The sequence below is a fragment of the Actinokineospora spheciospongiae genome (assembly GCF_003182415.1).
In the GTDB taxonomy this organism is placed as follows: domain Bacteria; phylum Actinomycetota; class Actinomycetes; order Mycobacteriales; family Pseudonocardiaceae; genus Actinokineospora; species Actinokineospora spheciospongiae.
This window is the reverse complement of the sequence record NZ_QHCP01000005.1, coordinates 457,242-470,964: the sequence shown is the minus strand read 5'-3', so window position 1 is coordinate 470,964 and position 13,723 is coordinate 457,242. Positions and strand designations below refer to the sequence as shown.

At 73.4% G+C, this 13,723-nt stretch carries 18 protein-coding genes; 5 read left to right on the top strand and 13 right to left on the bottom strand.

The genetic code is table 11. The features are described 5' to 3' along the window. The 4 genes from hisI to DFQ13_RS16330 form a co-directional block, all read right to left on the bottom strand. On the bottom strand, positions 1-357 hold the full coding sequence (gene hisI / locus DFQ13_RS16340) for a phosphoribosyl-AMP cyclohydrolase (protein ID WP_035283425.1): 357 nt from the start codon (positions 355-357) through the stop codon (positions 1-3). Then, complete coding sequence (locus DFQ13_RS33135; protein WP_146241248.1) at positions 354-719, bottom strand: hypothetical protein; 366 nt, start codon at positions 717-719, stop codon at positions 354-356. The genes hisI and DFQ13_RS33135 overlap by 4 nt, the downstream gene beginning before the upstream one ends. Next, the gene (gene hisF, locus DFQ13_RS16335; protein ID WP_035283423.1) at positions 716-1,489 is read right to left on the bottom strand and encodes an imidazole glycerol phosphate synthase subunit HisF; all 774 of its coding nucleotides are present in this window, start codon (positions 1,487-1,489) and stop codon (positions 716-718) included. Before hisF ends, DFQ13_RS33135 begins: the two co-directional genes overlap by 4 nt. A 97-nt stretch (positions 1,490-1,586) precedes the next feature. Next, complete coding sequence (locus DFQ13_RS16330) at positions 1,587-2,117, bottom strand: hypothetical protein (RefSeq protein ID WP_110080389.1); 531 nt, start codon at positions 2,115-2,117, stop codon at positions 1,587-1,589. Positions 2,118-2,562: 445 nt separating this feature from the next. Here DFQ13_RS16330 and DFQ13_RS16325 point away from each other — a divergent pair, with 445 nt between their 5' ends. Continuing rightward, positions 2,563-3,138: a S1 family peptidase gene (locus DFQ13_RS16325; protein WP_110080388.1), complete on the top strand. Its 576-nt coding sequence runs from the start codon at positions 2,563-2,565 to the stop codon at positions 3,136-3,138. Between the two features lie 50 nt (positions 3,139-3,188). On the opposite strand, the gene DFQ13_RS16320 is transcribed toward DFQ13_RS16325, so the two are convergent. Beyond that, positions 3,189-4,829: an alkaline phosphatase D family protein gene (locus DFQ13_RS16320; protein WP_181400003.1), complete on the bottom strand. Its 1,641-nt coding sequence runs from the start codon at positions 4,827-4,829 to the stop codon at positions 3,189-3,191. Positions 4,830-4,962: 133 nt separating this feature from the next. On the opposite strand from DFQ13_RS16320, the gene DFQ13_RS16315 reads away from it, so the two are divergent. After that, the gene (locus DFQ13_RS16315) at positions 4,963-5,340 is read left to right on the top strand and encodes a PPOX class F420-dependent oxidoreductase (RefSeq protein WP_035283420.1); all 378 of its coding nucleotides are present in this window, start codon (positions 4,963-4,965) and stop codon (positions 5,338-5,340) included. Between the two features lie 13 nt (positions 5,341-5,353). Here DFQ13_RS16315 and priA read toward each other — a convergent pair whose 3' ends face one another. Further along, the gene (gene priA, locus DFQ13_RS16310; RefSeq protein WP_110080387.1) at positions 5,354-6,085 is read right to left on the bottom strand and encodes a bifunctional 1-(5-phosphoribosyl)-5-((5-phosphoribosylamino)methylideneamino)imidazole-4-carboxamide isomerase/phosphoribosylanthranilate isomerase PriA; all 732 of its coding nucleotides are present in this window, start codon (positions 6,083-6,085) and stop codon (positions 5,354-5,356) included. A 44-nt stretch (positions 6,086-6,129) separates the two neighbouring features. Continuing rightward, positions 6,130-6,762 (bottom strand): imidazole glycerol phosphate synthase subunit HisH, encoded by a 633-nt coding sequence (hisH, locus tag DFQ13_RS16305; protein WP_035283418.1) that lies wholly within the window; start codon positions 6,760-6,762, stop codon positions 6,130-6,132. Between the two features lie 142 nt (positions 6,763-6,904). Between hisH and DFQ13_RS16300 the strand changes: the two genes are divergently transcribed. Further along, positions 6,905-7,189 carry a hypothetical protein gene (locus DFQ13_RS16300; protein WP_146241247.1) on the top strand — a complete coding sequence of 95 codons (285 nt, stop codon included), beginning with the start codon at positions 6,905-6,907 and terminating at the stop codon, positions 7,187-7,189. Here the strand turns inward: DFQ13_RS16300 and DFQ13_RS16295 are convergent. Further along, positions 7,186-8,124, bottom strand: coding sequence for a transketolase family protein (locus tag DFQ13_RS16295; protein WP_219994473.1), 939 nt, complete (start codon positions 8,122-8,124; stop codon positions 7,186-7,188). The genes DFQ13_RS16300 and DFQ13_RS16295 overlap by 4 nt on opposite strands. 1 nt (position 8,125) lies before the next feature. Then, positions 8,126-8,785 (bottom strand): thiamine pyrophosphate-dependent enzyme, encoded by a 660-nt coding sequence (locus DFQ13_RS16290; RefSeq protein WP_035283415.1) that lies wholly within the window; start codon positions 8,783-8,785, stop codon positions 8,126-8,128. Between the two features lie 89 nt (positions 8,786-8,874). Here DFQ13_RS16290 and DFQ13_RS16285 point away from each other — a divergent pair, with 89 nt between their 5' ends. Further along, positions 8,875-9,417: an RNA 2'-phosphotransferase gene (locus tag DFQ13_RS16285; RefSeq protein WP_035283413.1), complete on the top strand. Its 543-nt coding sequence runs from the start codon at positions 8,875-8,877 to the stop codon at positions 9,415-9,417. A 10-nt stretch (positions 9,418-9,427) separates the two neighbouring features. Beyond that, entirely contained in the window at positions 9,428-9,892 is a 465-nt protein-coding gene (gene soxR / locus DFQ13_RS16280) for a redox-sensitive transcriptional activator SoxR (protein ID WP_035283411.1), read from the top strand. A 10-nt stretch (positions 9,893-9,902) separates the two neighbouring features. Here the strand turns inward: soxR and DFQ13_RS33880 are convergent, their stop codons facing one another. From DFQ13_RS33880 to hisD, 4 genes are all read right to left on the bottom strand, one after another. After that, positions 9,903-10,064: a hypothetical protein gene (locus DFQ13_RS33880; protein ID WP_181400002.1), complete on the bottom strand. Its 162-nt coding sequence runs from the start codon at positions 10,062-10,064 to the stop codon at positions 9,903-9,905. 571 nt (positions 10,065-10,635) lie between these two features. Further along, a complete protein-coding gene (gene hisB / locus DFQ13_RS16275; protein WP_110080386.1) occupies positions 10,636-11,238 on the bottom strand; it encodes an imidazoleglycerol-phosphate dehydratase HisB in 603 nt (200 codons plus the stop codon). Continuing rightward, the gene (locus DFQ13_RS16270; protein ID WP_110080385.1) at positions 11,238-12,338 is read right to left on the bottom strand and encodes a histidinol-phosphate transaminase; all 1,101 of its coding nucleotides are present in this window, start codon (positions 12,336-12,338) and stop codon (positions 11,238-11,240) included. The genes hisB and DFQ13_RS16270 overlap by 1 nt, the downstream gene beginning before the upstream one ends. Continuing rightward, positions 12,335-13,657 (bottom strand): histidinol dehydrogenase, encoded by a 1,323-nt coding sequence (gene hisD, locus DFQ13_RS16265; protein ID WP_035286666.1) that lies wholly within the window; start codon positions 13,655-13,657, stop codon positions 12,335-12,337. The genes DFQ13_RS16270 and hisD overlap by 4 nt, the downstream gene beginning before the upstream one ends. Between the last annotated feature and the right edge of the window lie 66 nt (positions 13,658-13,723).

Genomic DNA, 13,723 nt, shown 5'->3' with positions numbered 1-13,723 from the left:
TCAGTCCTGGTGCAGCAGAGACGTGGCGTCGAAGCAGGTGGGGTCGCCGGTGTGGCAGGCGGCGCCCTCCTGCTCGACCAGGACCAGCACCGCGTCGCCGTCGCAGTCGAGGCGGACGTCGTGGACCTTCTGGGTGTGGCCGGAGGTGTCGCCCTTGACCCAGAGCTGTTGGCGGCTGCGGGAGAAGTAGGTGGCGCGGCCGGTGGTGAGGGTGCGGTGCAGGGCCTCGTCGTCCATCCAGGCGACCATCAGGACCTCGCGGGTGTCCCACTGCTGGGCCACCGCGCACACCAGGCCGTCGGCGTTGCGCTTGAGCCGGGCGGCGATCGCCGGGTCCAGGGTGGTGGGCTCGGTCACGGGGTGCTCCTCGCGAAGTGCTCGGTCGACGGGCGGGTCAGCAGCAGGACCACGGCGTAGGCGTGCGCGGCGGCCAGCACGCCGGAGGCGGCGCGCACCCACACCGGCAGGTCGCCGAGGGCGATCAGCACGTGCACCAGGACGGCGACGGTGGCGTAGCCCAGGGCGACGGCGCGGGCGGCCCGCCACCGCAGCCACAGCGTGGCCACGACCAGGAGCCCGAGCACGCCCAGGACGATCGGGAACCGCACGGCCCCCGGGTCCTCGCCGAGGCGGACCAGGGCAATGGCGACGAACAGGGCGGCGGCCCCGGCGAGGATGCCCAGTGCCAGCCTGACCTCCAGCGGGCGGGCGGTCGTCACCGGACCACGACCCCCGCGCCGCGCAGGGTGTCCTTGACCTCGCCGATGCGCAGTTGGCCGAAGTGGAAGACGCTGGCGGCCAGCACCGCGTCGGCGCCGCGCTCGACCGCCGGGGCGAAGTGCTCCAGGGCGCCCGCGCCGCCGCTGGCGATGAGCGGGACGTCCACCCTGGCCCGGACCATTTCGATCAGCGGCAGGTCGAACCCGGCCTTGGTGCCGTCGGCGTCCATGGAGTTGAGCAGGATCTCGCCGACACCCAGTTCCTGGCCGCGCTCGGCCCACTCGACCGCGTCGATGCCGGTGCCGCGCCTGCCGCCGTGGGTGGTCACCTCGAAGCCGGAGGCGGTCGGCTCCGCGCCCCCGGGGACGCGGCGGGCGTCCACGGACAGCACGATGCACTGGGCGCCGTAGCGGTGCGAGGCCTCGCGGAGGAAGTCGGGGCGGGCGATGGCGGCGGTGTTGATGCTCACCTTGTCCGCCCCGGCGCGCAGCAGCCGGTCGATGTCGGCGACCTCGCGCACGCCGCCGCCCACGGTGAGCGGGATGAACACCTGCTCGGCGGTGCGGCGGACCACGTCGTAGGTGGTCTCGCGGTCGCCGGAGGAGGCGGTGACGTCGAGGAAGGTCAGCTCGTCGGCGCCCTCGGCGTCGTAGGCGGCGGCCAGCGCCACCGGGTCCCCCGCGTCCACCAGGTCGGTGAAGTTGACCCCCTTGACCACCCGACCGGCGTCGACGTCGAGGCAGGGGATGACCCGGACAGCTACTGGCATGCCCGCGAGCCTACGGGGTCGGGGTCACCCGATCGCCGACGACCACGGGCCACGGGCGTGGCGCGGGCACCGCGAACCCGGGCCTCCTGAACCCGGTCTAGAAGCTGGAGCGGGCCAGGAAGCGGTCCAGGGCGTCGATCAGCGCGGTGGTCTGCTCCAGCAGCCCGCGCACCCGCACCCGCACGTCCTCCATCACCAGGTCGCGGTCCACCAGGGCGGTGGCCCGGTTGCCGGTGCCGCGCCAGCGGCTGCGCGAGCGGCGCTCCAGGGCGACGGCCTTGCGCAGCGCCCCCACCACCGTCCGGCTGCGCTCGACGAGGGCGTCGAGTTCCGGGGCGACGGTGAGCAGGAAGCGGTCCACCGGCAGCGGGACGCCGTGCTCGAACACGTCGCGGGAGCGGGCGATCTCGGCGGCGAGTTCCCCGTCCGGGGTCAGCGCGCGCTCGACGGAGTCGATGAGCACGGCGGCGTCGGCGCCCGCGTCGAAGTCGGCGATGGCGGACTCCCACAGCGCGACGCCGCGGCGGAGGGTGCCGACGACCAGGACCGGTCCGCGCTCACCGCGCAGCGCCTGGCGGTCGCCGGTCAGGTCGGCGAGCAGTCGGGACAGCGGCTGAGCGGGCGGCATGGGACCTCCACCTTCTGCGGACGCCGCCACGCTAGCGACCCGCGTTGGTGCCCGACAGGTCCCGACGGGGGAAAACTCACCGGTAGGGGGGTCGGGCACCTGGCCGATCCCGCTGCTGTTGTCGCCTGCCTGGGGATCGTGCCCGGGGTCGGCGCGGGCAGCGGGACGTGACGTTCGTCATCCCGCGCGAATCGGCCATCGGTTCCCGCCCGGGCGCCCGCGGTGGGGCCGCGCGATCGCGGGTGCGCAGGTCAGTGCGGGTGCGGCGACCGGGGAACACGCCGACCCGGTCGCCGTCGAGCAGGCGCGGCGACCCGCTCGATCCTGTGTGGACATGGCAGGTGCCCCGGTGCCGCACCGCCGGGCAGCCGGACCGACGCCCGATCAGCCGCTGTCGCCGGGGTTTTTGTCCGTTTACCCTGAGCGGAAAGGGAAGGCGGACCCCATGCGGGTACTCATCGCGCTGCTGATGGTCGTCCTGGGCGCCCCGGTCGCGGCGGCGGCCCCCACCGCCGCGATCGTCGGCGGCGACACGGTCCTGGTGAACGGCGTGCCCTGCCGGGTGGCGTTCAACGCCAAGACCCCCGCGAACGCGCACCGCGTCATCGTGCTCGGCGCCTGCACCGGGTCCGCGCAGCCGGTGACGGCGGCGGTCCCGCCGCCGGGCTCCACCCCGACCGCGCAGGTGCGCGTCGGCTCCCGCCTGGTCACGGTCACCGGCACGCGGTCGCCCGCCATCGGCTCGTCGGTGTGCACCAGCAGCCCCACGAGCGGCTACCGCTGCGGCACCGTGCAGGCGGTCAACCAGACGGTGAACTTCCCCGGCGGCGCGATCACCGGCCTCACCCGCACGAACACCTGCTTCGAGTTCGGCGACGCGGGCAGCCCGGTGCTCGCCGGGACGCAGGCGGTGGGCGTGCTGCTCGCGGGCTCGGGCAACTGCACCGTCGGCGGGACCTCCTACTACGTGCCGATCAACCAGGTGCTGTCGCAGAACGGGCTGGCCCTCTACGTGGGCTGACCCGGGTGGCGCCCCGGCCCGCAGGCACGCGGACCGGGACCGCCGCCGCGCTAGGCGACCGGGCCGGAGGCCGAGGTGACCTTCTGCGAACCGCTGACCGTGGCCAGGGACTTGGCGTGCCGCGCCGTGGCGGTCGGGCTGGTGCGGTCGGAGAGGTGGAACCAGTCCACCTGCACGCGCTGCGGGTCGACGTCGACCACCGAGTAGCCGTGGCTGTCGAGTTCGACGTACTTCAGGTGCGGGTTCCCGACGCGTAACGCGGATTCGGCGAGCACGGAGACCGTGCGCGGGTCGACCTTGAGGATGTCGTCGATGTTGTCGCTGGTGACCGAGGTCGTGACGAACTCGACGGCCGCGCTGTTGCCGTTCCACCAGTAGCTCGACCGGTCGAGCGGCACGTCCGCGCCCCAGGAGGAGTGGATGTCGCCGGTGAGGAAGACGGTGTTCTTGACGCGGTTGTCCTTGAGGTGGCCGAGCAGTTCCTGCCGGTCGGCGGTGTAGCCGTCCCAGGCGTCGGAGTTGGCCGCCACACCGCCGACGGGCAGGCCGATGAGTTCGCCGACCGCCTCCAGGAAGCGGGCTTCGAGGTTGCCCACCGAGATCGGGGTGATCATCACCGAGTTGCCGACCAGCTTCCACTGGGCGTCGGTGCCCGACAGCCCGGACTTGAGCCAGGCCATCTGGGCGTCGCCGGTGATGGTGCGGTCGGGGGCCCCGGGGTCACCTGAGGAGGGGGTGGTCTGCTGCGAGCGGTAGCTGCGCAGGTCCAACATGGACAGCTCGGCCAGCCTGCCCCAGCGGAAGCGGCGGTAGATCTCCCCGCCGGGTCCCTGGCGGACCGGCATCCACTCGAAGTACGCCTGCCGGGCGGCGGCCTTGCGGGCGTTCCAGTCCCCCTCCTCCGGCTGGTGGTTCTCCGCGCCGCCGGACCAGGTGTCGTTGGCGTACTCGTGGTCGTCCCAGGTGATGAACCAGGGCTGGGCCAGGTGCAGCGCGCGAAGGTCCGGGTCGGTCTTGTACTGGGCGTGCCGCTGCCGGTAGTCGGCCAGGGTGGTGATCTCGTTCGCCGGGGAGTGCGGGCGGATGGTCACACCGCGCGCGGTGTAGCTGCCCGCCCGGTACTCGTAGAGGTAGTCACCGGCGTGCAGGACGCCGTCCAGGTCGGTGCGGGCGGCGAGGTGGCGGTAGGCGGAGAAGTAGCCCGCCTGCCAGTTGGAGCACGACACCAGGCCCAGGCGCAGCTTCGACACGGCGGCGTCGGTCGCCGGGGCGGTGCGGGTGCGCCCCACCTCGGAGGTCGTGCCGTCGAGGGAGAAGCGGTAGAAGTAGGCGGTCGCCGGGCTGAGCCCGCCGACGGCGACCTTGACCGTGTGGTCGGCGGCGGGCCCGGTGCGCGCGCTGCCCGAGCGCACCACGGACGCGAACGCGGCGTCGGTGGCCACCTCCCAGCGCACGTCCACCTCGGGCCCCGCCCCGGACCCGGGGGCCGCCTCAGGGGTCGGGGTGACCCGGGTCCAGATCAGGACGTCGTCCGGGAGCGGGTCACCGGAGGCGACGCCGTGGGCGAACTGCGGCGGGGCGGCGGCAGCGGCGGTGGCCGCCCCGGCCAGCGCGGCCGGGACGAGCAGCGTCCCACCGGCCACGGCGGAGGACTTGAGGAACGCGCGGCGGTCGAACGGCGTGGTGGTCACGCCTCTCAGGGTTACACCGCCAGGCAAGATGTCACACCCCCTGTTCGGCGGAATTCACGGTGAACGTTCCCGGCCGGTCGGTCCCGCCACGCGGCGGGGGCGGGCTCCGGGAACATGCTCTAGGGTCCGCCCCATGGAGCCCCTGTCCGAACTCGGCGACGGCAAGTACCTGCTCGTCCGCACCTTCAAGCGCGACGGCAGCGCGGTCGGCACCCCCGTCTGGATTCTCCGCGACGGCGACCGGCTGGTCTTCTGGACCGCCGCGGTGGCGGGCAAGGTGAAGCGAATCCGGAACAACCCCAGGGTCGAGGTCGCCGCCTGCGACATCCGCGGCGTCCCGTCCGGTCCCGTGTACCCGGGAACCGCCCGCATCCTGCCGAAGGGTGAGGCCGGGGACAGCCTGGCGAAGATCCGCAAGAAGTACGGCCTGGTCGGCTGGATCACCATGATCGGCAGCCGCCTGCGCCGCGGCGCCGACGGCTCCGCCGCCATCGCCGTGACCTTGGATTAGGCCGCAGCAGGTTCTAGCGGACTGCGGCGAGGGCCTCGGGCAGGGTGAAGTTGCCGTTGTAGAGGGCCTTGCCCACGATCGCGGCCTCGATGCCCTCCTCGGCGAGGGCGGACAGGGTGCGGAGGTCGTCGAGGCTGGAGACGCCGCCGGAGGCGACGACCGGGGACTCGGTGCGGGCGGCGAACTCGCGCAGGAGGGTGACGTTGGGGCCGGTGAGGGTGCCGTCCTTGCTGACGTCGGTGACGACGTAGCGGGTGCAGCCGTCGCGGTCGAGGCGGTCGAGGGTGTCCCAGAGGGAGCCGCCGTCGGTGGTCCAGCCCCGGGTGGCGACGCGGTACTCGCCGTCGGTGAGGCGGACGTCGAGGCCGATGGCGATGCGGTCGCCGTGCTCGGCGAGGACCCGGGCGCACCACTCGGGGTTCTCCAGGGCGGCGGTGCCGAGGTTGACCCGGGCGCAGCCGGTGGCCAGTGCCGCCGCCAGGGTGGCGTCGTCGCGGATGCCGCCGGAGAGTTCGACCTTGACGTCGAGGCTGCCGACGACCTCGGCGGTGAGGGCGCGGTTGTCGCCCCGGCCGAAGGCGGCGTCGAGGTCGACGAGGTGAATCCACTCGGCGCCGTCGGCCTGCCAGGCGTGGGCGGCGTCGCGCGGGGTGCCGTAGGCGGTTTCGGTGCCCGCCTCGCCCTGGGTCAGGCGGACGGCCTTGCCGTCCACGACGTCGACGGCCGGGAGGAGGTAGAAGCTCACCCGGGCAGCCTAGCCGGCCACCTCCACTCGGTCGCCCGCCCGGGTCACACCGAGGCGCTGAGCCAGTTCTCCAGCAGTTGGGCGCCCGCGTCGCCGGACTTCTCCGGGTGGAACTGGGTGGCCGCCAGGGGGCCGTTCTCGGCGGCGGCCACGAACGGGCCGCCGTGGTCGGCCCAGGTGACCAGGGGCGGGATCATCGGGGGCTCGGGGTTCAGCTCCCAGGTGCGGGCTGCGTAGGAGTGCACGAAGTAGAAGCGGGCGTCGGGGTCGAGGCCCGCGAACAGGACCGACTTCTCCGGTGCCCGCACGGTGTTCCACCCCATGTGCGGCACGACCTCCGCCCGCAACCGGTCCACCGTGCCCGGCCACTCCGCGCAGCCGTCGGTCTCCACGCCGTGCTCGATGCCCCGGTCGAACAGGACCTGCATGCCAACGCAGATCCCCAGCACCGGGCGCCCACCGGCCAGCCTGCGGCCGATGATCCGGTCGCCGCGGACCGCGCGCAGGCCCTCCATGCAGGCGGCGTACGCGCCGACGCCGGGGACGACCAGGGCGTCGCACTCGACCGCCGCGGTGAAGTCACCGGTGACCTCCACGTCGGCGCCGACGCGGCGCAGGGCGCGTTCGGCGGAGCGAAGGTTGCCTGATCCGTAGTCCAGTACGACGACTCGTGCCACCCCTCCAGCCTAGTCGCCCGCGCGGATGCGCGCGCCAAACCCTCCGTTATCGAACTGTGATGCCCGCCTCGATAAAAGTGCCGCTGACCTGGGTACTCACCTGAAAGCTGTCGGGGCTGGTCGTGTGATGGTGGAGGAAGACGTGCGGACTTCGCTGACCCGGACCCACGGTGGTGGGACCTCCCGCTGGATCATCGCCGCGGCGCTCGCACTGGCCGCGGTGGTCAACGGGTACCTCGCGGCCAGCGAGGACGTGTTCTGGCCTGTTCCGCTCGCCCTGCTGTGGGTGGGGTTGGCGCTGGCGGTGCTTTCCGCGCGGGCCGGGGGTGAGCCGGTGGACGAGCCGGAGCCGATGCCGACCACGGCGCGGGAGGCCCTGGCGCTCACCGCCGAGGAGCCTGCCCGCCGCCGGGTCCTGCACGTCTAACCCACCCGCAGGAAATCGCGCACGCTCACGGCGATGCCCGCCGCGTCGAGGCCGTGCACCGCGTCGTGTTGTTCCGGTGTGCCGTAGGCGCGCAACTCACTGTCGCGGCGGGTGCCGAGGTTGAGTTGGCGGTGCGGCAGGTCGCGCAGGGTGGTGGCGACCTCGGCGGCGGAGGTGTCGCGCAGGTAGGGCTCCACCACGACCACGGCGGGGGCCGACGAGTCCACCGCTGCGCGCAGGCCGGTGCGGTCGAAGGGGCGGATCGTGTTGGTGTAGAGCACCGTCACGTCCAGGCCCTCGGTGGCCGCGAGCACCTGGTCGAGGACCGGGCCGACCGCCACGACCACGCCCAGGCCGCCGTGGCGCAGTGGGGTGAACCCCGGTGCCGCTGGCATCGGGGTGGTGTTCTGCCTGGTCGACAGGCGCAGGTAGACCCGGTCGTCGGTGGCGAGGGCGGCGGTCAGCAGCGGGGCGACCTCGTCGCCGTGGCCGGGGACGTGGATGGTCCAGCCGGGGAGGGCGTCGAGCAGGGTGACGTCGGCGGGGGCCTGGTGGGTGCGGCCGGTGGCCGGGTCGTCGTGGGAGGCGCCGATGCTGACCAGGATGGCGCCGACGCCCTGGTGGCCGAGGCCGAGCTTGATCTGCTCGTAGGGGCGCTCGACGAGGAACGGCGCGTAGGAGTGGACCACGGTCCGGTGGCCGGTGAGGGCGAGCCCGGCCGCCACGCCGATCATCGCCTGTTCTCGGATGCCGACGTCGACGACCCGGTCCGGGTGGCGGCGCAACTGGTCGGTGAACCGGTCGGCGGAGATGGCGGCGAGGACCAGGGCCACCCGGTCGTCCCGGTCGAGGGCGTCGGCGAGGGTGTGGACGAAGGCTTCGCGCATCCCAGTGGCCCGCTGGGTCTGGGTGGTCTGGTGGGTCTGGGTGGTCATGTCAGTTCTCCCTGATCTCGGCGACGACGGCCAGCGGCGCGTCGGGGTGGTCGGTGGTGAGGGCGCGCTCCAGCGCGTCGTGGTCGCGGCCGTCGGCGGTGGCGGTCACCCAGCCCTCGACGGCGAAGCGGGCGGCGATGCCGCCGGGCCAGCCGTGGGTGGCGCTGGCGTTGTCGACCACCACCGCGGTCAGGTTCGCCTGCCCGCGGCGGCCCGCCACCGCGATGGCCTCGTGGTTGCTGCCCTCGTCCAGCTCACCGTCGCCGAGCAGCACGAACACCCGCGGCCCGGACAGCCCGATCGCCTGGCCCAGGGCGATCGGCAGGCCGTGGCCGAGCGAACCGGAGCCGATCTCCACGCCCGGGACCAGCGTGCGGTCGGGGTGGTACCCCAGGATCGAGCCGAAGTCGAGCCAGTTGTCCAGTGTGGACTTCTCGAAGAAGCCCTTGGCCGCCAGGATGGCGTAGTAGGCCATCGGGCCGTGCCCCTTGGACAGCAGGAAGCGGTCGCGGTCGGGGGCGTCGGGGTGGGCCGGGTCGACGCGCAGGACCCGGTCGTACAGGACCCACAGCACGTCGAGGGTCGAGGTGGCGGCGAGGTGGTGCTTCTCGTCGCCGATCAGGCGGTCGTAGAGGGCGGGCAGTTCCGCGTAGGTGTTCATGGGACGACTGTGCGACCTCCAGTGCGCTGGAGGTCAACAGTCAACTCCGTCGCGCGGAATGCCGCCGGTGTGGTGCACTCGGTGTCGAGATGGACGACAAGCAGATGATCCGGCGGTCCAAGCGGCTGTCGAAGGTGCTCCGGCACGACCCGGCGAGCGCCGGGCTGACCCTGGACGGGGCGGGCTGGGTCCCCGTCGCCGACGTGCTGGCCGCGCTGGGCCTGGACCGGGCGGAGCTGGAGGAGGTGGTGGCGCGCAACAACAAGCGCCGCTTCGCCTTCGACGGGACCGGCACCCGCATCCGCGCCAGCCAGGGCCACAGCGTGCCGGTCGACCTCGGCCTGCCCCCGCTCGACCCGCCCGCGGTGCTCTACCACGGCACGGTCGCGGCGGCCCTGGGCGCGATCGCCGCCGAGGGGCTGCGGCCGATGAACCGACAGCACGTGCACCTGTCGGCGACCGAGGACACGGCCCTGGCGGTCGGGGCGCGGCGCGGCAGGCCGGTGGTGCTGGTGGTGCGCGCCGCGGTGATGGCCGCCGACGGGCACGTGTTCCACCGCAGCGAGAACGGGGTGTGGCTCACCGCCGGGGTGCCGCCGCGGTACTTCGACCTACCTGGAGGTCGCGGGTAGTCTCGGGAGGGTGTCCAAGCTCCCCGACGTGCTGACCATCGGCGAGGTCGCCGACCGCAGTGGCGTGCCGCACACCGCGCTGCGCTTCTACGAGGAACGCAGGCTGATCCACTCGGTGCGCACCGCGGGCAACCAGCGGCGCTACCCCCGGGCGGTCCTGCGGCGGCTGGCGTTCATCCGCACGGCGCAGCGGGTGGGCCTGAGCCTGGAGGAGATCCGCGACGCCCTGGCCACCCTCCCCGACCAGCGCACCCCGACCAAGTCGGACTGGCACCGGCTGTCGAAGACCTGGCGCGGCGAGCTGAACGCCCGGATCGACTCGCTGCAACGACTGCGCGACAACCTCGACACCTGCATCGGGTGCGGGTGCCTGTCGTTGAAGTCCTGCCTGCTGGCGAACACCGACGACCGGCTGGCCCAGTTCGGCCCCGGGGCACCGAAGTTGAAGGCGCGCACCGAGGGCGGGATCGGCTGACCCGCCCGGATCAGCCGGAGACGTACCAGGCGACGGCGCCGCCCGCCGCGACCAGGGCGAGCAGGCCCAGGACGACGGCGGCGACCTTGGCGGTCTTGTACGTGGAGTAGACACCACCGACGAGGATGCCCGCGAGGGCGATCAGGGCGATGACCACGACTTCCTTGGGCACTGTGCGCGCTCCGCTCTCGATCCGGGTGGCGGGTCGAACCCTAGAGCATGTCCTCAGAGCAGGCTGACCACCCCAAACCCCCGGCCCGGCGAGCCACTGCCCAGGTGGGTGGGTGGATACCAGCCCCCCGAGAACCGGCACCCCGGCTACGCGAAGGCCCGAATGGGTGGATGTACTTGCCCAGCCGACCACCCCGCCAATCGCCGACCCGGCCACCAGCCACCGCGAACCCCACCGGCGCAGCGGCCCAGCCGACCACCCTGAAAACCGCCGGCCCGGCGAGCCAACTGCCCGGGTGGGTGGATGTGTTTGGCCGGGGGTGGCGATCATGTGACAGCCTGCCTGGGCGGTGGGGCATCTTCTCAGCCCCACCCGGTCACACTGGAGCACATGATCGCCATAGGGGCCCCGGCCAAACACATCCACCCAGCCGGGCACACCCGCAAAAAAACCCGGCGCTCGAAAGCTGAGCGCACCCACCCAGGCACACCCACCAAAACCCCGGGCTTTGAAAACAGAGCACAACCACCCGGGCATCCCAACCAAGGTCCCGGGCTCGGCAGGACAGGCCCTAGAGCACGCCCTTGGTCGACGGGATGCCGCCGACCCGGGGGTCCGGTTCGGTGGCGGCGCGCAGGGCCCTGGCGAAGGCCTTGTACTCGGCCTCGGTGATGTGGTGCGGGTCCCGGCCGTGCACGACGCGCAGGTGCAGGGCGACCTGGGCGTGGAAGGCGATGGACTCGAAGACGTGGCGGTTGAGGACCGTGGGGTAGTTGCCGCCGACCGTGAAGCCGACCATGACCTCCGGTTCGCCCGTGTGCACGCAGTAGGGCCTGCCGGAGACGTCGACGGCGGCGTGGGCGAGGGTTTCGTCCATCGGAATCCAGCAGTCGCCGAAGCGGCGGATGCCCTTCTTGTCGTCCAGGGCCTCGCGGAGGGCTTGGCCCAGGACGATGGCGGTGTCCTCGACCGTGTGGTGGGCGTCGATCTCGATGTCGCCGGTGGCGCGGACCGTGAGGTCGAAGGAGCCGTGGGTGCCGAAGGCGGTGAGCATGTGGTCGAAGAAGGGGACGCCGGTGCTGACCTCCACCTTGCCCGAGCCGTCGAGGTCGATCTCGACGAGCACGGAGGACTCGCGGGTGCTGCGCTCGACGCGGCCGATGCGGTTGGTCATCACACGATCTCCTTGCTGGCGGACAGGAAGGCGTCGTTCTCCTCCGGGGTGCCCACGGTGACCCGCAGGTGCCCGGGGATGCCGACGTCCCGGACCAGGACGCCCCGGTCCAAGTAGGACTGCCAGGCGGCGGCCGGGTCGTCGAAGTGTCCGAAGAGGATGAAGTTGGCGTCGCTGGGGACGACCTGGGCGCCGAGGCCGCGCAGGGCGTGCGCCACGCGGTCGCGTTCGGCGGCGAGCCGGTGCACCGAGGCGAGCGTGCCCTCGGCGTGCCGCAGCGCCGCGCGGGCGGCGGCCTGCGTCAGCGACGACAGGTGGTAGGGCAGGCGGACCAGCAGCAGGGCGTCGACCACGGCCGGGGCGGCGGCGAGGTAGCCCAGCCGCCCGCCCGCGAACGCGAACGCCTTGCTCATGGTGCGGCTGACGATCACCCGGGTGGGGAATTCCTCGATCAGGTGCACCGCGCTGTCTTGCGGGGAGAACTCCGCGTACGCCTCGTCGACCACGACGACGCCCGGGGCGGCCTCGACCAGCGCGCGCAGGTCTGTCAGCGGGATGGACTGGCCGGTGGGGTTGTTCGGGCTGGTCACGAAGACCACGTCCGGCGCGCGCTCGGCGAGCACCGCCACCGCGGCGGCCACGTCGAGGGAGAAGTCGGCGCGGCGCGGGGTGGGGGCCCACTCGGTGCGGGTGCCCGCGGCGATGATCGGGTGCATCGAGTACGACGGCTCGAAGCCCAGCGCGGAGCGCCCCGGGCCGCCGAAGGCCTGGAGTACCTGCTGGAGGATTTCGTTGGACCCGTTGGCGGCCCACAGGTTCGCCGTGGACAGCTCGAGCCCGGTGGCCGAGGACAGGTAGGCGGCGAGGTCGGTGCGCAGGCCGACCGCGTCGCGGTCCGGGTAGCGGTGCAGGGTCGCGGCGACCTCGGCGGTGGCCGCGGTGATGTCGGCGACCAGCTCCGGCGGCGGCGGGTACGGGTTCTCGTTGGTGTTGAGCTGGTACGGCACGTCGAGCTGCGGCGCCCCGTACGGGGACCGGCCGCGCAGGTCCGCGCGCAGCGGCAGGTCGGACAGCTCCGCGCGGGAGCCGGGGGCGGTCACGCCCCGTCCCGGAAGCGGGCGGTGACGGCCTGGCCGTGCGCGGGCAGGTCCTCGGCCTCGGCGAGGGCGACGACGTGCCCGGACACCTCGCGCAGCGCGTCCTCGCTGTAGTCGACGACGTGGATGCCGCGCAGGAACGTCTGCACCGACAGCCCCGAGGAGTGCCGGGCGCAGCCGCCGGTGGGCAGCACGTGGTTGGAGCCCGCGCAGTAGTCGCCCAGCGACACCGGGGACCAGGCGCCGACGAACACCGCGCCCGCGTTGCGCACCCGGGCCGCGACGGCGCGCGCGTCGGCGGTCTGGATCTCCAGGTGCTCGGCGGCGTAGGCGTCGACCACCCGCAGCCCGTCGGTGACGGTGGCCACCAGCACGGTGCCGGACTGGGCGCCGGTCAGCGCGGTGGTGACCCGCTCGGCGTGCCGGGTGGCCTTGACCTGGCGCTCCAGCTCGGCGTCGACCTCGTCGGCCAGGGCGACCGAGGTGGTGACCAGGATGCTGGCGGCCAGCGGGTCGTGCTCGGCCTGGCTGATCAGGTCGGCGGCGACGTGCACCGGGTCGGCGGTCTCGTCGGCGAGGATGGCGATCTCGGTGGGGCCCGCCTCGGCGTCGATGCCGATCAGGCCGCGCAGCAGCCGCTTGGCCGCGGCGACGTAGATGTTGCCCGGCCCGGTGACCAGGTCGACCGGGGCCAGTTCGGTGCCGTCGGTGTCGGTGCCGCCGTAGGCCAGCAGCGCCTGGGCCTGCGCGCCGCCGACCGCCCACACCTCCTCGACGCCGAGCAGCGCGGCGGCGGCCAGGACCGTCGGGTGCGGCAGGCCGTCGAACGCGGCCTGCGGCGGTGAGCACACCACCAGCGACTCCACGCCCGCGGCCTGCGCCGGGACGACGTTCATGACCACGCTCGACGGGTACACCGCGAGCCCGCCGGGCACGTACAGCCCGACCCGGGAGACCGGCACCCAGCGCTCGGTGACGGTGCCGCCGGGCACGACCTGGGTGGTCTTGTCGACGCGCACCTGGTCGGCGTGCACCCGGCGGGCGCGGGAGGTCGACTCCTCCAGCGCGGCCCGCACGGCCGGGTCCAACCCGGCCAGCGCGGATGCCAGCGCCTCGGCGGGCACCCGGACGCTCGCCGGGCGCACGCCGTCGAAGCGCTCGGTCAGCTCCAGCGCGGCGTCGACCCCGCGGGTGCGCACGTCCTCGACGATGGGTCGCACCAGATGCAGCGCCGCGTCCACGTCGACCTCGGCGCGGGGCAGCGTGGTGCGCAGCTCGGCGGCGGACGGGACGGCGGAGCGCAGATCGGTACGCGAGAGCATGGGGTCCTTCCGGAGTTCGGCGAACCCCACCAGGGTAAGGCGTCGGGCCGGGCGGCTCAGCGCGCG